This window comes from Dactylosporangium thailandense, from assembly GCF_059739745.1.
Genome location: NZ_AP029195.1, coordinates 1,852,101 through 1,869,943, shown reverse-complemented (window position 1 = coordinate 1,869,943; position 17,843 = coordinate 1,852,101). Strand labels below are relative to the sequence as shown.

General features: G+C 72.7%; 20 protein-coding genes. 12 read left to right on the top strand and 8 right to left on the bottom strand.

The window, feature by feature from the left end; genetic code table 11:
- Positions 1-164 precede the first annotated feature (164 nt).
- Both AC6JBM_RS08145 and AC6JBM_RS08140 read left to right on the top strand, forming a co-directional pair.
- Positions 165-458 carry a hypothetical protein gene (locus AC6JBM_RS08145; RefSeq protein ID WP_497982979.1) on the top strand — a complete coding sequence of 98 codons (294 nt, stop codon included), beginning with the start codon at positions 165-167 and terminating at the stop codon, positions 456-458.
- A gap of 22 nt (positions 459-480) precedes the next feature.
- Positions 481-1,140: a class I SAM-dependent methyltransferase gene (locus AC6JBM_RS08140; protein ID WP_497982978.1), complete on the top strand. Its 660-nt coding sequence runs from the start codon at positions 481-483 to the stop codon at positions 1,138-1,140.
- On the opposite strand, the gene AC6JBM_RS08135 is transcribed toward AC6JBM_RS08140, so the two are convergent.
- Both AC6JBM_RS08135 and AC6JBM_RS08130 read right to left on the bottom strand, forming a co-directional pair.
- Entirely contained in the window at positions 1,137-1,721 is a 585-nt protein-coding gene (locus AC6JBM_RS08135) for a DUF305 domain-containing protein (RefSeq protein WP_497982977.1), read from the bottom strand. The two genes, AC6JBM_RS08140 and AC6JBM_RS08135, sit on opposite strands and share 4 nt — an antisense overlap.
- 580 nt (positions 1,722-2,301) lie before the next feature.
- Positions 2,302-3,165 (bottom strand): phosphotransferase, encoded by an 864-nt coding sequence (locus AC6JBM_RS08130; protein ID WP_497982976.1) that lies wholly within the window; start codon positions 3,163-3,165, stop codon positions 2,302-2,304.
- Positions 3,166-3,173: 8 nt separating this feature from the next.
- Here AC6JBM_RS08130 and AC6JBM_RS08125 point away from each other — a divergent pair, with 8 nt between their 5' ends.
- Positions 3,174-4,004, top strand: a complete 831-nt coding sequence (locus tag AC6JBM_RS08125) for a phosphotransferase family protein (RefSeq protein WP_497982975.1) — start codon at positions 3,174-3,176, stop codon at positions 4,002-4,004.
- Here AC6JBM_RS08125 and AC6JBM_RS08120 read toward each other — a convergent pair.
- The gene (locus AC6JBM_RS08120) at positions 3,964-4,965 is read right to left on the bottom strand and encodes a LacI family DNA-binding transcriptional regulator (protein WP_497982974.1); all 1,002 of its coding nucleotides are present in this window, start codon (positions 4,963-4,965) and stop codon (positions 3,964-3,966) included. The two genes, AC6JBM_RS08125 and AC6JBM_RS08120, sit on opposite strands and share 41 nt — an antisense overlap.
- 115 nt (positions 4,966-5,080) lie before the next feature.
- Complete coding sequence (locus AC6JBM_RS08115; RefSeq protein WP_497982973.1) at positions 5,081-8,554, bottom strand: galactose-binding domain-containing protein; 3,474 nt, start codon at positions 8,552-8,554, stop codon at positions 5,081-5,083.
- A gap of 229 nt (positions 8,555-8,783) precedes the next feature.
- Here AC6JBM_RS08115 and AC6JBM_RS08110 point away from each other — a divergent pair, with 229 nt between their 5' ends.
- The gene (locus AC6JBM_RS08110; protein WP_497982972.1) at positions 8,784-10,190 is read left to right on the top strand and encodes a GH1 family beta-glucosidase; all 1,407 of its coding nucleotides are present in this window, start codon (positions 8,784-8,786) and stop codon (positions 10,188-10,190) included.
- 125 nt (positions 10,191-10,315) lie between these two features.
- Here the strand turns inward: AC6JBM_RS08110 and paaK are convergent, their stop codons facing one another.
- The gene (gene paaK, locus AC6JBM_RS08105; RefSeq protein WP_497982971.1) at positions 10,316-11,614 is read right to left on the bottom strand and encodes a phenylacetate--CoA ligase PaaK; all 1,299 of its coding nucleotides are present in this window, start codon (positions 11,612-11,614) and stop codon (positions 10,316-10,318) included.
- A 93-nt stretch (positions 11,615-11,707) separates the two neighbouring features.
- Between paaK and AC6JBM_RS08100 the strand changes: the two genes are divergently transcribed.
- Entirely contained in the window at positions 11,708-11,923 is a 216-nt protein-coding gene (locus AC6JBM_RS08100) for a hypothetical protein (protein ID WP_497982970.1), read from the top strand.
- Here AC6JBM_RS08100 and AC6JBM_RS08095 read toward each other — a convergent pair.
- Complete coding sequence (locus tag AC6JBM_RS08095; protein ID WP_497982969.1) at positions 11,920-12,252, bottom strand: STAS domain-containing protein; 333 nt, start codon at positions 12,250-12,252, stop codon at positions 11,920-11,922. The genes AC6JBM_RS08100 and AC6JBM_RS08095 overlap by 4 nt on opposite strands.
- Before the next feature lie 432 nt (positions 12,253-12,684).
- On the opposite strand from AC6JBM_RS08095, the gene AC6JBM_RS08090 reads away from it, so the two are divergent.
- The 3 genes from AC6JBM_RS08090 to AC6JBM_RS08080 are packed head-to-tail and all read left to right on the top strand — an operon-like array spanning position 12,685 to position 14,284.
- Entirely contained in the window at positions 12,685-13,104 is a 420-nt protein-coding gene (locus tag AC6JBM_RS08090) for a hypothetical protein (RefSeq protein ID WP_497982968.1), read from the top strand.
- 2 nt (positions 13,105-13,106) lie between these two features.
- Entirely contained in the window at positions 13,107-13,331 is a 225-nt protein-coding gene (locus tag AC6JBM_RS08085) for a helix-turn-helix transcriptional regulator (protein WP_433075662.1), read from the top strand.
- Positions 13,328-14,284, top strand: a complete 957-nt coding sequence (locus AC6JBM_RS08080; protein WP_497982967.1) for an NAD(P)-dependent alcohol dehydrogenase — start codon at positions 13,328-13,330, stop codon at positions 14,282-14,284. Before AC6JBM_RS08085 ends, AC6JBM_RS08080 begins: the two co-directional genes overlap by 4 nt.
- A 157-nt stretch (positions 14,285-14,441) precedes the next feature.
- On the opposite strand, the gene AC6JBM_RS08075 is transcribed toward AC6JBM_RS08080, so the two are convergent.
- Positions 14,442-14,876, bottom strand: a complete 435-nt coding sequence (locus AC6JBM_RS08075) for a DUF309 domain-containing protein (protein ID WP_497982966.1) — start codon at positions 14,874-14,876, stop codon at positions 14,442-14,444.
- 67 nt (positions 14,877-14,943) lie between these two features.
- On the opposite strand from AC6JBM_RS08075, the gene AC6JBM_RS08070 reads away from it, so the two are divergent.
- The 3 genes from AC6JBM_RS08070 (at position 14,944) to AC6JBM_RS08060 (ending at position 16,114) form a co-directional block, all read left to right on the top strand.
- A complete protein-coding gene (locus AC6JBM_RS08070) occupies positions 14,944-15,207 on the top strand; it encodes a hypothetical protein (protein WP_350610815.1) in 264 nt (87 codons plus the stop codon).
- A gap of 94 nt (positions 15,208-15,301) precedes the next feature.
- Positions 15,302-15,547, top strand: a complete 246-nt coding sequence (locus tag AC6JBM_RS08065) for a hypothetical protein (protein ID WP_497982965.1) — start codon at positions 15,302-15,304, stop codon at positions 15,545-15,547.
- A 126-nt stretch (positions 15,548-15,673) separates the two neighbouring features.
- On the top strand, positions 15,674-16,114 hold the full coding sequence (locus tag AC6JBM_RS08060; protein ID WP_497982964.1) for an LppU/SCO3897 family protein: 441 nt from the start codon (positions 15,674-15,676) through the stop codon (positions 16,112-16,114).
- A gap of 43 nt (positions 16,115-16,157) precedes the next feature.
- Here the strand turns inward: AC6JBM_RS08060 and AC6JBM_RS08055 are convergent, their stop codons facing one another.
- Positions 16,158-16,949 carry a maleylpyruvate isomerase family mycothiol-dependent enzyme gene (locus AC6JBM_RS08055; RefSeq protein WP_497982963.1) on the bottom strand — a complete coding sequence of 264 codons (792 nt, stop codon included), beginning with the start codon at positions 16,947-16,949 and terminating at the stop codon, positions 16,158-16,160.
- A 179-nt stretch (positions 16,950-17,128) separates the two neighbouring features.
- Between AC6JBM_RS08055 and AC6JBM_RS08050 the strand changes: the two genes are divergently transcribed.
- Entirely contained in the window at positions 17,129-17,842 is a 714-nt protein-coding gene (locus AC6JBM_RS08050) for a phosphatase PAP2 family protein (protein WP_497982962.1), read from the top strand.
- Position 17,843: the final 1 nt, after the last annotated feature.

Here is a 17,843-nt window from a genome sequence, read left to right as displayed (position 1 = left end):
CGCGTGCGCGCTCCCCGCCCGGCCGGGGCCGAATCCGTTCCGCGGATCTCCAGGGCCGGCTCAGGGCCGGACCTCGGGGACGAGCCGGGGTTGCGTCCCGGATGCGGGCCGGCGCGCCGTATTCGTACGGTGTGAGCAGGGTGAACGTTCCAGGGAGGTGCGAGATGCCCGACGTGTTGGCGATCGCGCGCGCCGAGGCGCTGTTCGTCTCCAGCGTGCAGTCCTCGGAGTCGCCGGCGGCGGTCGAGGTGCGCAAGGCGGTCGCGGAGTCCTTCGCGCGGCTCGGCAGCCGCGGCTGCGCGGCGTGCGTGGCCGGCGAGTTCGGCGACCACCCCGAGGTGGCCGTGGCCCGGATGCGCTGGGCGATCGCGATGGTGAGCACGGTGTACCAGCCCACGCTTGGCGGAGTCTGCCGCCGACCACGCCGCTCGGGCCCGACGACCACGTGCACCGCGTGACAGCGGCGGCGACACTGATGGGGTGACGACCGACGGCGTGATGCGGGTCAGGCGGGTGCGCGGGCGGCTCGCCCGCGAGGGCGCGGCGTGGTCGGCCGGCAACGGGCTCGAGTTCGAGACCGTCAGCCTGCCCGAGGACGACTGCGACCGGCTTCGCGACCTGCTCCTCGCCGAGCGCGCGGCATCCGTGGTGGAGATCGGGCTCGCCTACGCCAGCTCCGCGCTGGCGATCGGCGAGGCGCTGCTGACCGTCGGCGCGCCGGACGCGCGGCACGTCATCGTCGACCCGTTCCAGGACAGTGTGTGGGCCGGCGCCGGCTGGTCCCTGCTGTGCGAGGCGGGACTGGACGCGATCGCCCGCCTGGTGCCGGCCTGGTCCTCGATCGCCCTGCCGGGGCTGCTCACCGACGGCTTCGTCGCCGACGCGGCCTTCGTCGACGGCAGCCACCGCTTCCACGAGGTCTTCGTCGACGCCTACTTCCTGCGCAAGATCGTCCGCCCCGGCGGGCTGATCGTGCTCGACGACTACTGGGCCCCGTCGGTGCGCACCGCCGCCGCCTACTTCGAGCGCAACCTCGGCTGGACGGCGCTGCCGGATGCCATCGGCGGGGATCGCTGCCAGGCGTTCCGGCTGCCGGCGGAGGCGTACGAGCCCCCGTTCCGGCAGTTCGAACCCTTCTAGCCCTTCGGCAGCCGCGCGCTCGCGTCGCCGCGGGTCTTGGCGACCTGCTCGGCCAGGGTCTTCACGGCCGGGCTGGTGCCGTTGGCAAGCTCGGAGGTGGCCAGGTTCCGGAGCTGGTCGAGGTGCTCGCGGAGGGTGGCGACGGCCTGCTGCTCGAACTCCGGTCCCGTGCCCGCGCGGAGCCGGGCGAGCAGGTCGGCGTCGACGAGGCCCGGCATCTTGTGGCCCGCGTGCGGATTGTCCTTGGGCAGGCCGGCCTGGTCGGAGAGGGCCCGCAGGCGCGGGATCTCCCGGTCGTACGTCCCGCGCAGCTCCCCCGCCAGGGCCACCAGCGCCGGATCGGCGGCCTTGGTGCGGACCAGGTCCAGCACCGGCAGCAGCTGTTCGTCCATCGGGATCATGAGCTCGACCCAGGCCAGATCGGTGCCCCCGAACTCCGAGGCGGCCGCGGCGACGGCCGGCGGCGGGGCGGCGCCCGGTTCCGGCTCGGCACCGCAGCCCGCGACGAGCGCGAGCACGGTGAGCAGGCCGGCGGCGAGGCGGATGTGCGCGGTCGGCCGTGGCGGCGGTCGGCGTCGCATGATGTGGGCGACCTCCCTGTCGAGGGCGCGGGCGGCGGGCGGTTGCGGTCTTCCCGGCGCCCGCGGTGGACCTTGGTGGCGAGCGGCGTTCCCAGTGCCCGCGGTGGACTTCGGTGCCGAGCCTGCGGCTGCGGTGCTCCCAGCGGCCCGGAGCCAGCAGTGGAACTTGGTGTCAAGCCTGCGGCTGCGGCGTTCCCGGGCGCCCGGAGCCTGCAGTGGAACTCGGTGCCGAGCCTGCGGCTGCAGCGTTCCCGGGCGCCCGGAGCCTGCAGTGGAACTGCTGTCGAGCCTGCGGCTGCGGCGTTCCGGGGCGCCCAGAGCCCGCGGTGGAACGCCGCAACCGCAAGGTCGGCGCGGGTGCGGCGTGGTGCCGCGCCCGGTGGCGGGGACCCCAACCCGGTCACCGCCACGACGGCTGGCGCGAATCGCCCGGCACCGGGCCGGACGACGTCTCCCGCCGGCGCGCGCCGAGGTGCCCCGCCCGGGACACACCACGGACGCTCGGGCAGCCCCCGCCTGGATGACCGACCCGAACGACCGCGCTCGTGCGCACTCCGCCGGGCGACCCAGTCAGCCCCCGTCAGGCCCGCTGACCCGCTGCACTGGCCGCCCCGGACAACACGCTCCGCCGGCACCCGATCCGCTGGAGAGCGCTCTCCGTAGCACCCAGTCTCACCGCTTCCCCAGCCGCTGTCAACAGCGGAAAGGCCCTTCGAACCACGGCCCGGCGCAATCTTGGGAGAGCGCTCTCCCGCTCGCCGCTCCGCCACCGACCGAGTGCGCAGCGCCCGGTTTTACAGCCACCGCACGCGCGCACCGGCAGTGCGCGAAGACGCCCGCGAAACGGATGAAACGGATATATGACCTGACAGGCGATAAATCCGATATGTCGCGGCGCGGAGCGCCCGACATATCGGGTATGACTCACCCCGGCGAACCTCGCGCAGAGTGTGGCCGCGAGCGAGTGTCCCGGTCGGGTCGGCGGCCACGGCTGCCGCGATCGCCAGCGCCCACCCGCGGCCAGGTCCGTTGGCGGGTCGCCGAAGCCCAGGAACGCGGTCAGGCGGCCGTCCGCGCCGGCCAGGAGGTTCCCGGGGTGCGGGTCGCCGTGGACCCAGAGCGGGCGCAGGTCCATGGGCACCCGGCCCGACGCGAAACGCGTGGCGAGCGTGGGCAGGGGCACGCCGCGGACCGGGTTCAGGAACGCGCCAGTTGCCCGGCGAACGCGGCCCGCGGCGCGACCGGCGTTCGCAGGGCCACGGTGACGGCGAGCCAGGGGGTGATGCTCCAGGGGTACGGGTAATACCGCGTGGGTCGGCCCGTGCGGACGGGCGCCGGAATCGGGAGCGGCGGGGAACCCGGCGGCCAGGCCGGGCCCGAGCCGGAGGACAGCGTTGTCCCAGCGCTTCGCCGGCGGCGAGGCCGGGCTCCGGCCGGATAGCATGCTGCACCGTGGAGCACGACGTGCGCGGCGTGGTGCGCCGCAACCTGCCCGGCGTCGACGCCGGCCGGGTCGAGCCGCTCGGGCAAGGGCTGGACAACACCGCGTACCTCGTCGACGGGGCCTGGGTCGTCCGGTTCCCGTCCGACCCGGACGCGCTCGACGTGGCCCGCGAGGCGCGGCTGCTCGCCGAGGTCGCCGAGGTGCTGCGCGGGATCGCGGCCGTGCCCGAGCCGGCCTTCGCGGCCGAAGGGGCGCTCGGGTACGCGCTGCTCCAAGGGGTACCACTCATGCTGCGGCCGCCCGCGGACCTCGGCGGGATCGCGGGCACTCTCGGGGCGGCGCTGCGGGCCCTGCACGCGCAGCCGACGGCCCGGTTCGCGGGGCTGGTGCCGCGCGACGCCGGCCCGCCGGAGGAGTGGCTGGCCGAGGCGCGGGAGCTCGCCGCCGGGCTCGAACTGCCGCAGGCCGCGGCGTTCCTGGCGCAGGACCCGCCGCCGGCCGCCGAGCGCCTGGTGTTCTCGCACAACGACCTCGGCGCCGAGCACGTGCTCGTGGACCCGGGGACGGGCACGGTCACGGGGCTGATCGACTGGAGCGACGCCGCGATCTGCGATCCCGCCCGCGACTACGGGCTCCTGCTGCGCGACCTCGGGCCGGGCGCCCCTCCCCCGCCGGGCGAGCTGCGGGAGCGCGCCCTGTTCTATGCGCGCTGCGGGCTCATCGAGGATCTCGCGTACGGCCTGTCACAGCACGAGCACCACTATGCCGACAAGAGCCGCCGGCAGGCCGCATGGCTGTTCACGCCGAGCGGCGGACCACCAGCTTCGGGTCGAAGATGACCGACTCGACGCGCAGGCCGGGGTCGTCGATGCGGGCCAGCACCAGCCGGGTCGTCTCGGCGGCCATGTCCTCGAGCGGGTGGCGGACCGTCGTGAGCTGCGGCCGCGCGTCCAGGGCGGCGCTGCTGTCGTCGAAGCCGACCACGGCCACGTCCTCGGGCACCCGCCGGTCGAGGCTGCGCAGGGCCATGAGCGCGCCCTGCGCCATGAGGTCGTTGGCCACGAAGACGCCGTCCACGGTCGGGTGCTGCCGCATCAGCTCCAGCAGCGAGGACTCCCCGGACTCGTAGGTGAACCCGCCCTCGACCGTCGGGAACCAGGCGTGGCCGTGGCGGGCGAGGGCCTGGCGGAAGCCGGTCAGGCGGTCCTGCGAGGCGGGCACGTGGGCCGGGCCGGTGATCATGCCGAGCCGGGTGCAGCCGCGGCCGAGGAGGTGCTCGGCGGCCAGGGCGCCGCCGGCGTCGTTGGCGAGGTCGACGTACGAGATCGGCACCGGCTGCGCGGGGCGCCCGACGAGCGCGGCCGCGATGCCCGCGTCGCACAGCTGCTGGGGCAGGGTGTCGTCCGGGTGCAGGCTCAGGACCACGGCGCCGTCGGCCTGGCCCTGGCCGAGGTCGCCGACGAGGCGGGTGCGGGCCTCCTCGTTGCCGACGATCTGCAGGGCCAGCTGGATGCCCTTGGGCCGCAGGACGCTCATCACGCCGCCGACGATGCGGCCGAAGAACGGGTCGGCGAAGAAGCGGCGCATGAACGGGTCGTCGTCGTGCGAGACGGCGTCGGAGACGACCAGGGCGACGGTGCCGCTGCGGCGGGTCACCAGCGAGCGGGCGGCCCGGTTGGGCACGTATCCGGTCGCGTCGACGGCCTGCCACACGATCTCGTGCAGCTTCGGGTCGACGTTGCGCACGCCGTTGATGACCCGCGAGACGGTGGCCCGCGAAACGCCCGCGGCCTCGGCCACGTCTTCCAATGTCGGTCGCCGTTTCTCGGTCACGCGCCTTTATAGCACGCCATACGGAAAGCGCTCTCCAGGCAATCTGCCCAGAGAGCGCTTTCACCACATTCCAGTCACGCGACTACGAGCGGTACACCCCGAACTCCCACAGCGAGTAGCCGTAGGCCGTCGCCCGGGTCTGGCCGTTGATCCGCACGTACCGGGCGTTGCCGTTGACGTTGACGTCGTCGAACCCGCCGTCGCCGGCCGTGGTCGAGTAGATCGTCGTCCAGTTGGCGTTGTCGTCCGACGTCTGGATCTGGTAGCCCTTCGCGTACGCGTCCTCCCAGGCCAGGAAGACCTTGTTGAAGGTCTGCTTGGAGCCGAGGTCGACGGTGATCCAGGCGGTGTCGAGCCACTCGCTGGCCCAGCGGGTGCCGTAGTTGCCGTCCACCGCGTAGGAGGGCAGCTGCGGGCCGTTGGTGCCGGTCGGCTGGTAGCTCGAGGCCGTGGCCGTCTTGTTCAGGGCGAGGTTCGTGCCCGGGATGCTGGGCGCGACCACCTTGAACGAGCGGGTCTCGATGCCGACGTTGCCCTGGCCGTCGAAGGCGTACACGTAGATCTTCCAGACGCCCAGCTTCTCCGGCGCGGTGACCGTGAACGTGGAACCGTTCTGCGTGAAGTTCACGTTCCGGAAGCCGGTGCCGCCGGTGATGTACTTGTCGCTGGCCATCAGGTTGTAGCGGATCGTGTCGCCGTTGGGGTCGCTCGCGGCCACGTTCACCGTGAACTGGCTGCCCGCCGGCACGGCCGTCTGGTTGGACACCGTCATCGCGGTGATCTGCGGCGCGGTGTTGGCCAGCGGCGTACCGGTGTAGGCCTGCTTCAGCGCCCCGTACCCGAGCCGGCGCCAGCCGCCGGGGTACGTGTTGAGCCAGACGCCGCCGAAGTCGTTCTCGAGGCCGTAGTGGAACTCGGTCACGCCGAGGGCCACGCCCGGGTGCGACTTGATGGCGTTCCAGCTGGCCGTGTAGCCGTCGCGCTTCTGCAGGTCGGTCGGCTCGTTCGGCACCCCGTTGACGTCGTTGGGCACCTCCCACTCGCCGGACGGCCCGCCCTCGGTGACGATGTACGGCTTGGTGTACCCGCCGTTGATCCAGTCCTGCTTGATGTTGCCGATGGCCCCGTAGGAGTTCACGGCCAGCAGGTCCAGGTGCGGCGAGTTCGCCTTGTAGTACGGCCAGGCGCCGGTGTACGCGTCGGTCGAGGTGACCGGGTGGTTCGGGTCGGCCGCGTGGATGGCCACGGCGAGCTCGTCGACGAACTTGGCGTACGCCACCCGCCGCGCCTCGACGTCGGCCGCGGACAGCCCGTGGTCCTGCATCGTGAGGATGACCTCGTTGCCGACGTCCCACATGAGCACGCCCGGGTTGTTCTTCAGCGCGTTGACCCGGTTGACGATCTCGGTCTTGGTGTTGTTCTTGTACGTGGTGTCGTTGACGTAGTCGGCGCCCTGGTTGAGCCAGTGCCCGACGACGACCTTGAGGCCCTGCTGGGCGGCCCGGTTGAGCAGCTCCGGGGTCTGCGCGTCGTCCACGCCCCAGGTGCGGATCGTGTTGACGCCCATGTTCTTCAGGTCGCGCACGTAGCCGTCGGCGGCGCCCTGCGGCGGCCCGTACGTGAGGCCCTTGACCTCCCACGGCTGCCCGTTGACCTGCAGCTGCCAGTTGCCCTGGCTGCCGGTCACCTTGACCACGCTCGGGCCGGCCGGCGTCGCCGGGTCGGTCATCGCGGCCGGGACCGTGCCCGTCGCCTTCGCCACCGTCACCGAGTCGACGGAGAGGATGCCGCCGGAGGTGGTGTTCGGCGTCGGGGTGGTGAAGCCGGCGATCGCGTTGGGCAGCGAGCCGCCGATGGACAGGTCGAAGCGCAGGTAGAACCCGTGGTGCACGGCGTTGTTCCACGCCGTCACGCCGACCTGGCTCTCCCGCACGACCCAGGACTGCTTGCCGTCGAGGTAGAAGCGGATCTCCTCGTCGGTCTTCGTGCGGTCGATGACCTGGGTGTACTCGTGGTAGCCGGTCTGGCAGCCGACGCACGAGGCCAGGCCCGAGGAGCGGCCGTTGTACTCGCCGCAGACGCCGTCCGGGGCCGTGCCGCAGTGCAGGGTCTGCGAGAGCTGGCTGCGGCCGTTGACGTCGGTCATGATGTCGGTCTCGCCGACGCCGGGCCAGTTGTTGTAGTTGCCGCGGTACGCCGCGCCGGTCGCCCGGAAGCCGGGCCAGTAGCCGGCGGCGTTGGCCACATCGGGCTGCTTGACCAGCGCGGTGAACTTCACCTGCTCGCCCGGGGCGGCCTGGAAGTCGGTGCGCTGGGTCTCCAGGCGGCCGGAGGTCCAGTTGCCGGCCCCGTCGCGGATCGCCTTGATGTTGAGCTTGCCGGCGCCGTCGAGGTACACGTTGGCCGTGCTGTTGCTGGCCGTCTCGACCTCACCGGTGCCCCAGTTGGCGGCGCCGCCCGGAAACTGCGTGCCGGTGCGCATGAGCCAGTTCGCCGCCGACGGCGACGTGTTCGCCGCACCGTCGAACGTGTCCTGCCAGACCGTGGTCCAGCCGGGATCCTGGGTCGGCGGGGTCGACGGGGACGTCGAGGGGGTCGGCGACGTGGTGGTCGTGCCGCCGCCGGCGTACACCTTGAACTCCCACAGCGAGTAGCCGTAGCCGCCGGGGCGGGCGGTGCCGTACATGCGGATGTAGCGCCCGGAACCGCTCACCGGGATGGTCTGGGTGCCGCCGGTGCCGGTGCTGGTGGAGTAGATGTCCGTCCAGGCCGTGCCGTTGGCCGAGGTCTGCAGCTGGAAGGTCTTGCCGTAGGCGGACTCCCACTGCAGGACCACCTGGCAGATCGACTGGGTCGAGCCGAGGTCGATCTGGATCCACTGCGGGTCGCTGAACTGGCTGCTCCAGCGGGTGCCGGCGTCGCCGTCGACGGCGTACTGCGGGCCGTTGCCCGCGCCCTCCGAGGACGAGGCCGTGGCCGTCTTGCCCTGCGCCACGTTGGTCGCGGTGTTGCAGGCGCCGCCGGTCGGGTTCGTGGTGCCGCCGATGGTGCCGTAGACCTGGAACTCGTACAGCGAGTACCCGTAGCCGGAGCCGCGGACCGTGCCGTACATGCGCACGTAGCGTCCGGTGCCGGTGACGCTGAGCGTCTGCTCGCCGCCGGTGCCGGTGGTGGTGCTGTAGATGTTCGTCCAGTTCTGGTCGTCGGCCGAGGTCTGGATCTGGAAGGCCTTGCCGTAGGCGCCCTCCCAGCTCAGCTTGACCTGGCTGATCGTCGCGGTCGCACCGAGGTCGATGCGGATCCACTGCGGGTCGCTCCACTGGCTGCTCCAGCGGGTGCCCGCGTTGCCGTCGTTGACGTAGCTGGCGGCGACATCGGCGGCCTGCTCCGAGGAGGCCGTGACGGGCTTGCCTTGCGAGATCAGGCCGTCGGCGGCGCGCGCGAACGGCGCGACCACGACGGCGACGGCGGCGACGACGGCGAGCACCAGGGCGATGCGCCATCGCGAGGTCAGGAGTTTCCGCCAGGCGGGGGCGGACGTGTGCGCCGGATGCACGAGGGGGCTCCTTGCGGGGTGTGTGGAGGGCGCCGCGGCGGTTTGGAGAGCGCTCTCCGATTGCTCGCAGTGTTGTCCGGCCGTTTCCATCGTGTCAAGGGTTCGCGGCTATTCGCGGCTACGAGGAGCACCCCCGGACCTTGACACTCACCCACAAAGGGTCGCAGTCTGGTCACACAGTTTGGAGAGCGCTCTCCAACCATTCCCTACGAGGCACGGGGTGATACGTGTGAGCACGACGGCAGTCCAGGCCACGCAGGACGCGCTGACCTTCCCCTCGACGTTCTGGTGGGGCGCCGCGACGGCGGCGTACCAGATCGAGGGCTCCGTGGACGCCGACGGCCGCACCCCGTCGATCTGGGACACGTTCGCGGCTCAGCCGGGCCGGATCGACGGCGGCGACACGGGCGCCACGTCGACCGGGCACTTCCTGCGCTACCGCGAGGACGTCAAGCTCATGGCCGAGCTCGGGCTGTCGGCGTACCGGTTCTCGATCGCCTGGCCCCGCGTGCGCCCGGCCGGCGGCGCCGGCGTCAACGGTGCTGTCAACAAAGCCGGCCTGGACTTCTACGACCGGCTCGTCGACGAGCTGCTGGCCGCGGGCGTGCGCCCGGTCGCCACCCTCTACCACTGGGACCTGCCCCAGGAGCTCGAGGACCGCGGCGGGTGGACGGCCCGCGACACCGCGCTGCGCTTCGGCGACTACGCGGCCGCGGTCGGCGCGCGCCTCGGCGACCGGGTGGCCATGTGGAACACGCTCAACGAGCCGTGGTGCTCGGCGTTCCTCGGCTACGGCACCGGCGGGCACGCCCCCGGCCGCCGCGGCCACGTCGGCGCCCTGACCGCGACCCACCACCTGCTGCTGGCGCACGGGCTGGGCGTCGCGGCCCTGCGCGCGGCCGGCGTGACGGGCCAGGTCTCGGTCGCGCTCAACGCCGGGGCCGTGCGCCCGCTGACCGGGAGCCCGGCCGACGCCGACGCCGCCCGGCGCATCGACGGGCTGCTGAACCGGATCTTCTTCGACCCGATCCTGCGCGGGTCGTACCCGTCCGACACCGTCGAGGACACCCGCGACCTGACCGACTGGCACTTCGTCCACCCGGGCGACCTCGCGGCGATCTCGGCCCCGGTCGACGCCGTCTGCGTGAACTACTACCAGCCGGACCTGGTGAGCGCGGCCCCCGACGGCGTGCTGGACCACAACACCCCCTACCCGACCGCGCAGGCCGTGCGGTTCCACCCGACGCCGGGCCCGGTGACGCACATGGGCTGGTCGGTGGACCCGACGGGCCTGCGGGACCTGCTGCTGCGCATCAACCGCGACTACGGCGGCCTCCCGATCTACGTGACCGAGAACGGCGCCGCGTACGACGACCGCCCCGGCCCCGACGGCGGCGTCGACGACCCGGAGCGCATCGCCTACCTGCGCGGCCACCTGGCGGCCGTGCACGAGGCGATCGCGGCGGGCGTGGACCTGCGCGGGTACTTCGTGTGGTCGCTGCTGGACAACTTCGAGTGGGCGTTCGGCTTCAGCCGCCGCTTCGGCCTGATCCGCGTGGACTACGCGACCCTGGAGCGCACGATCAAGGCGAGCGGCCGCTGGTACGCCGACGCCATCGCCCGCAACGCCATCTGAGCCGGCCCCTGCCCCCTCGACGGCGGCCGGCCCACGCCCAGCCAGCGCCCGGCCGCCGTCGGGGCTCAGCGCTCGTCAGCGCTCGTCAGCGCTCGTCAGCGCTCGTCAGCGCTCGTCAGCGCTCGTCAGCGCTCATCCAGCACGCGGCGCATCTTGCCGGCCGAGCGCTCCACGGTGCCGGGCTCGGCCACCTCCACGCGCATCGTCACGCCGATCGAGCCCTTCACCGCGCGCTCCAGCTCCCGCGCGTCCGCCTCGGCCGTCTCCGGGGCCGTGCCCGGGCGGCGCTCGGCGCGCACGGTGAGCACGTCGAGGCGGTCGGCGCGGGACAGTACACACTGGAAATGCGGCGACAGGGACGGCCGGCGCAGCAGGAGCTCCTCGATCTGGGTCGGGAACACGTTCACGCCGCGCACGATCATCATGTCGTCGCTGCGGCCGGTGATCCGCTCCATGCGGCGCATCGTGCGCGCGGTGCCGGGCAGCAGGCGGGTGAGGTCGCGCGTGCGGTACCGGATCACGGGCATCGCCTCTTTGGTGAGCGACGTGAACACCAGCTCGCCGTAGGAGCCGTCGGGCAGCACCGCGCCGGTGACGGGGTCGACGATCTCCGGGTAGAAGTGGTCCTCCCAGATCGTCAGGCCGTCCTTGGTCTCGGCGCACTCGTTGGCGACGCCGGGGCCCATCACCTCCGACAGCCCGTAGACGTCGACGGCGTGCATCCGCAGGCGCCGCTCCAGCTCCGCGCGCATGTCCTCGGTCCAGGGCTCGGCGCCGAGGATCCCGACCTGCAGCGAGGTGTCCCGCGGGTCGAGACCCTGGCGCTCCATCTCGTCGACGATCGCCAGCAGGTACGACGGCGTCACCATGATGACGTCGGGCCGGAAGTCCCGGATCAGGGTCACCTGCCGCTCGGTCATGCCGCCGGAGACGGGCACGACCGTGCAGCCGAGGCGCTCGGCGCCGTAGTGGGCGCCCAGGCCGCCGGTGAACAGCCCGTAGCCGTACGCGACGTGGACCAGGTCGCCGGGGCGCCCGCCCGAGGCCCGGATCGAGCGGGCCATGAGCCCGGCCCAGGTGTCCACGTCGGCCTTCGTGTACCCCACGACCGTGGCCTGGCCCGTCGTGCCCGACGAGGCGTGGATGCGGGCCACGCGCTCACGGGGCACCGCGAACATGCCGAACGGATAGTTCGCGCGCAGGTCGGCCTTCGCGGTCATCGGGAATCGCGCCAGGTCCGCGAGGTCGCGAAGGTCCGACGGGTGTACTCCGGCCGCCTCGAACGCGGCCGTGTAGTGCGGCACGTGCTCGTAGGCGTGGCGCAGGGTCTGCCGGAGGCGTTCGAGCTGCAGGGCGGCCAGCTCGTCGCGGGAGGCGGTCTCGATCGGCTCGAGGGAGCCGGGGGCGGGGGTGACGTCACGCACACGACCATCCTGCACCCGCAGCTCAGCGCCCGCGTGCTCGCGATCACGCCAGTGCACCGCCTCCGGGCCGTTCTGAATCGATACAGTCAAGCCATGAACGCAGTCATGAACGCAGCCATGGAGACCACCACCCGCCGGGTTCGCACCGCGATCGCCGGCCGTATGCGGGCCCGTCGCGCCCGGCGCAGCCTGGAGCGCGAGATCGCCGCCTACCGGACCCCGGCCGAGCGCCTCGAGCTGGACCTGATCCTGGGCCGGCACACCGAGGAGGAGATCGCCGAGATCGACGCCATCCTCCGCAACACCTAACCGAGCGCCTCGGCCGCCGCTTCCACCGTCGCGGCGATGGTGAAGACCTGGTCGAGGCCGGTGATGCGGAAGATGCGCGCGACCCGCTCGTCGGCGCACACGACGGCGAACCCGCCGCCGGCCTCGCGGGCCCGGTTGTGCGCGCCGATCAGCACGCCCAGCGACACCGAGTCCATGAAGGTGACCGCGGCCAGGTCGACCACGAGCGAGGGCCGCGCGTCGAGCGCGGCGGTGATCGCCTCCCGCAGCTCGGGCGCGTTGCCGACGTCGAGCTCGCCCTCCGCGCGCACGACGCCGTGCCCGCCCACCGTGTCGATCGTGAACGCCACGGCGTAGACGGTAGCGGCTCGCTGACGGCGCGTGGCCCCGGGGTCCGGCCTGGTCACGGCGCACTACTGTGGTGCGACCGGCGGGCCTCACCTCCTCCACGGCCGAGGAGGACTTCCCGCGCGCGGCCACCGGCTGCGCGTCGAGGACTACCCGGCCAAGCCGGTCGGCTTCGCCGGGCTGATGCACGTCGTGCGGCGCACGGTCCGACCAGAAGCGGTCCAGCAGGAGCGGGACTCGGGTCCGCGGGGGTGCGGACCGTCGCTCCCGCCAGACACCGCTGGGCGCTGCGCGCCGACGCTGCCAGGCCCGCCGTTGGTCACCCACCTTCCATCAGGCCGTCGCGCCCGGGCATGTAAAGAATCCTTGACACCATGTCGGATTCGCTTTACCTTCGTGATGTCAAAGATATTGGACACGCGAAGCGAGGGGCCATGTCGCATCAGGAGAAACGCGCCTGGATCTACGCCGTTGTCGCCGTCGTCGTCTACGCCGGCTACGTGATCGCGCTGCTGCTGCGGATGCCCGCCGAGGGCCTCGCCGCCGCGCACTACGTCACGCCCCTGCTGGTCGCGGTCGGCGCGTCGGTCGTGCTCAACGTCGCCGCCGTGACGGTCGCCGCCGGCGCCGCACCGAAGGACGTGCAGGCCCTCGACGAGCGGGACCGGGCGATCGGCCGGCTCGGCGAGTACGTCGGCTTCTACGTCATGAGCATCGCCGCGCTCGTCCCGCTGGTGCTGGCGATGCGCGAGGCCCCGTACTTCTGGATCGCCAACTCCCTCTACCTGGCGTTCGTGCTCGCCGCCCTGGCGTCGGCGGCCGTGAAGATCGTCGCGTACCGGCGGGGGATGTAGGCGTGGGCAAGCCGACCCGCGTCACGAACTCGATCCGCGCTCTGCGCTTCGCCCACGGCGAGATGACCCAGGCGGAACTGGCCGAGCGCATCGGGGTCACGCGGCAGACCGTCAACGCCATCGAGCAGGGCAAGTACTCCCCCACGCTCGAGGCGGCCTTCCAGATCGCGCGGGCGTTCGGCGTCCCGCTCGAGGCAGTGTTCCACTACCCGCAGGAGGAGTCATGAGGGCGATCGTGCGGCAACGCTACGGCGACCCGCTCGAGATCCGCGAGACCCCCAGCCCGGCGCCCGGCCCCCGCGAGGTGCTCGTCGAGGTCCGCGCGGCCGGCGTCGACCAGGGCGTGTGGCACGTGGCGACCGGGCTGCCATACGCCGTGCGGGCCGCCGGCTTCGGCCTGCGCCGCCCCCGCCGGCCGATCCTGGGCCTCGACCTCGCGGGCGTGGTCGCCGCCGTCGGGCCGGAGGTGACCGGGCTGCGCGTCGGCGACGAGGTGTTCGGCACCGGCGACGGCACCTACGCGGAGCTGGCCGTCTCCACCGAGCAGCGCCTGGCCCGCAAGCCGGAGCCGGTCTCGTTCGCGCAGGCCGCGACGGTCGCCGGGTCCGGGGTCGCCGCGTTGCAGGGCCTGCGCGACGCGGGGCGCCTGCGCCCGGGCCAGCGCGTGCTGATCCTGGGCGCGGGCGGCGGGGTGGGGTCGTTCGCGGTACAGATCGCGCGCATCCTCGGCGCCGAGGTCACCGGGGTGTGCTCGGCCGCGAAGGCGGACCTGGTCCGCTCCCTCGGCGCGGCGCACGTCATCGACTACGCGACCGGCGAGCCCACCGGCCGCTGGGACCTCGTCCTCGACACCGGCGGCGGCCGGACCCTGCGCGCGCTGCGGCACCTGCTGACCCCGGCGGGCACGCTGGTGATCGTCGGCGGTGAGGTGGGCGGCAAGTGGCTGCAGGGCACCGACCGGCAGCTGCGCGCGGGCCTGCTCAACGGCTTCACCCGCCAGCGCCTGACCGGCCTGCTGTCGAAGGCGACCGCGCCGCGGCTGGAGACGCTCGCCGCCTGGATGGCCTCCGGCGCCCTGACACCGGTCGTCGACCGCACGTTTCCCTTCGCCGAGGCCGCGTCGGCGCTGGACTACCTGCGGGCCGGGCACCCGCGCGGCAAGGTCGCGCTCACGCTCTGAGCCGCGGCGTGCCGCCGCCAACCACCCGCACTCACGCTCTGAGCCGCGGCGTGCCGCCGCCAACCACCCGCACTCACGCTCTGAGCCGCGGCGTGCCGCCGCCAACCACCCGCACTCACGCTCTGAGCCGCGGCGTGCCGCCGCCAACCACCCGCACTCACGCTCTGAGCCGCGGCGTGCCGCCGCCGCCCGCTCGCACGAAGGCGACGAGACCGTCCACATCGATCCGGTACGGCGGATCGCCCGCATACGCCGCGATCCGCAGCGCCGCCCGGTCCAGCAGCCGGGCGGCGCCGTCCGCGTTGCCGCGCCGCGCGTGCGTGAGCCCGACGGCGAGCTGGGCGAGCCCGCGCCACAGCTCCCGCTCGGCCTCCGGGGCCGACTTCCAGGCGGCCTCGAGGACCTCGTGGGCGTGGAACGGCCGCCCCTCGTCCAGCAGCCGCTGCGCCCGCTCGAGCGCCTCCTCGGGCGTGACCTCGAGATCGTCGGGCATCGTCGGCACGCCCACCGCCCCGCGGGGCAGCGGCCGCCCGAGCTCGTCCCGCGGCCGCTGGTTGCGCGCCCGGCCTTCGACGTCTCGATCGCGCTGCATGCTTCCCAGCGTATTTCACGGTTTTCCGTGACGGTGGTTCCGCTCGATGTCGGGCATGATGGACCGCGTGACGCAATGGGAATATGCGCGACTGGAGTACCGTGCGGCCGGCACGCTGGGCACGGACAAGTTCGAGGACTGGGACGCCGTCTTCCACCACCCGGGCGGCGTGCAACGGTGGGGCACCGACGAGCGCTTCAACGACCTGCGCCACCTCAACCGCGCCGGCGCGGACGGCTGGCAGGCGTATGACCGCGCCGCGATGATCATCGGCCAGCCGCACCGCCTGCACGCGGTGACCTACTCCCTGCGCCGCCCCATAGAGCGCTGACGTCCGCCCCTCCCAGCCGGGTCACAGCCTCCTGCCACGCCCGGCGGAGCCGTCGTGGAAAGACTTCCACGCATTCGGCGACAAGGAGGGCAAGGTGCGACGACCCACGATCCTGCGACGCGCGACCGGCCTGGCGGGCCTCTTGGCCGCGCTGGGCCTGGCGGGCTCCCTGGCCGCGGCGGGTGCCACGCATGCGGCCCGCCGCCCCGAGTTCCTCGCGGTGGCGGCCCCGGCCCGGTCCGGCACGACGACCGCCGCCCTCCTGGACGACGGCTCCCCGCCCACGCAATGGCGCGTGTGGGGGATGCCGGCCGGCCCATCAACCCTGACGGATGCCTGACCCCCGGCCCGCGGTGGGCGAAAGGCCGAGAGGCCGATGGAGTCGGAATACGGACAGTCACGCGCATCAGCGCCCGGGAGCCGGTACGCCTAGCCCGTACCCATCCGGATTCCGGGGAGGCTCCACATGACCACACCCGCGCAGCCCGAACCCGAGCCCGAGCTCCAGCCCCAGGCGCCCGTGCAGGACCCGATGCCGGGGCGGCCCGCGGTCGCGGCCCCGGCCGGGAGCGGCAAGCGCCGGCCGGTCACGATCCTGCTCTTGCTGGTCGTCGTGCTCGGCGTGCTGCTCGGCGCCGCCTGGTACTTCAACCGCGACGCGGCCATGAACGCGAACGTCGGGGACTGCCTGCACAACCCGGGCGACGACAAGCTCAAGATCGTGCAGTGCGACGACGCCGATGCTGACTACACCGTGCTCGGCAAGGTCTCCGGCAAGGAGCAGCGCGAGGCCACCGGCCCGTTCACGTCCGTCTGCGACCAGTGGCCGGACAGCACCACCACGTTCTGGCAGGGCGAGCAGGGCAAGAAGGGCGACGTCCTCTGCCTCAAGTCGACGAAGAAGTGACACCGGGTTGTGGGCCGGGGACGACCCCCCGGCCCACGAGCCCTCAGTAGCCCGGGAAGACGGCGCGCAGGTCGTCCAGGCTGATGGGCCCGGTGACCGCGACCGACGACGGCGTGTAGGCGGGCTTGAGCCGGCCCGAGGCCAGCCGCAGCCAGGCCTCCAGCGTCAGCGTCAGCGTGCCGTCCGGCGTGGCCGGGGCGGCGCCCAGGGAGACCGGGTCGCCCAGGTGCAGGCCGAGGGTCTCGCCGGTGTCGGTGAGCTGGACGAGCAGGTCCGCGGTGCGCCCGTCGAGGTTGGCCGGCTTGGCGATCCAGCCGAACAGCCCCTCGACCCGGTCGCTGATGAGCGCGGCCGCCTCGGGCGCCAGCTCCGCCGCCGGGTCGAGGCCCGCGCGCACGTCCCAGTCGTGGAAGCCGAACTCGGTCAGCCGCAGCAGTGCCGAGGTGGCCACGTCGACCGGCTCCGGCATCCAGCCGACGTCGACCTTGTGCGACTCGCGCTGCTCGGCCGTGAGCGCCTCGTAGGCCTCGACCAGGCGCTGGTTCGCGACCGGGAACGCGGCCTGGCGCTCCTGCGGGGTCATGCCGTCCCAGCGCGCCCAGACGCCCTTGTTGAACTCGAACTCGGGGGCGGGCCGGCCCTCGAGCGAGGCCTGCACGGCCTCCAGGTTGATCTCGGCGCCGCTGCCCAGGTGGCTCACGACCTGTGACACGTCCCACTCGTCGGCCGCCGACGGACCGGTCAGCTGCTCCGCCGACAGGCCCGCGACCAGAGCGGAAAGGTCGTCGTGGCCCTTGCGGAGTGCGGCGATCGCCTGATCTGCCCGACTGCTCATGAAACCCCCAAAGAATCCGGAACCCGAGAAACTTGAAGCATAAACAAGATCTGGAATCTTGCGTCACCCGCAACATCAGGTAGCTTCGCCTGATGAACACGGGGGCCGAACTTGGTGAACAGCAGCGCACCACCCGGTTAAGGCCCCGAGCCTGGACCGAGCTGCTGCTGGTCCTGGGGTTGTTCCTCGCCTACAAGGTCGGCCGCCTCGCCGTCGACGGGCGCGTCGGGGCCGCCTACAGCGACGCCAACCTGGTCTGGCAGCTCGAACGCGCGCTGCGCCTGCCGGACGAGGCCGACGTCCAGCACGTGCTGCTCAGCGCCGAGGCCCTGGTCCGGACCGCCAACGTGTTCTACGCCGTCGTGCACTTCCCCGCCACGATCGCGTTTCTGATCTTCATGTACTGGTTCCGCCCCGAACACTACCTTCGCTTCCGCCGCATCCTCGCGTGGCTCACCGCGGCCGGGCTCGTCATCCACTTCGCGTTCCCGCTCGCCCCGCCGCGGATGCTCGGCGGCCTCGGGCTCGTCGACACCGCCGCCGTGTACGGCCCGAGCGTCTACGGCCCGCCCCAGACCGACACGCTCAGCAACCAGTACGCGGCGATGCCGAGCCTGCACGTCGGCTGGGCCCTGGTCGTGGCCGCCGGGCTCATCCACGCCACCACCTCGAAGTGGCGCTGGCTCTGGCTCGCCCACCCGGTCCTCACGATGCTCGTCGTCGCCGGCACGGCCAACCACTACTGGCTCGACGGCATCATCGCCGCCGTCCTCGTCGGCATCCTCCTCATGGCCACCAGCCGGCAGGAGCACGCCTCCCCGCGCGTACCCGTGCAGGTCGGCCCCGCCCAGGCCGAGCAGTGGGAACGCGTCCAAGGCACAAAGCTGACATAAA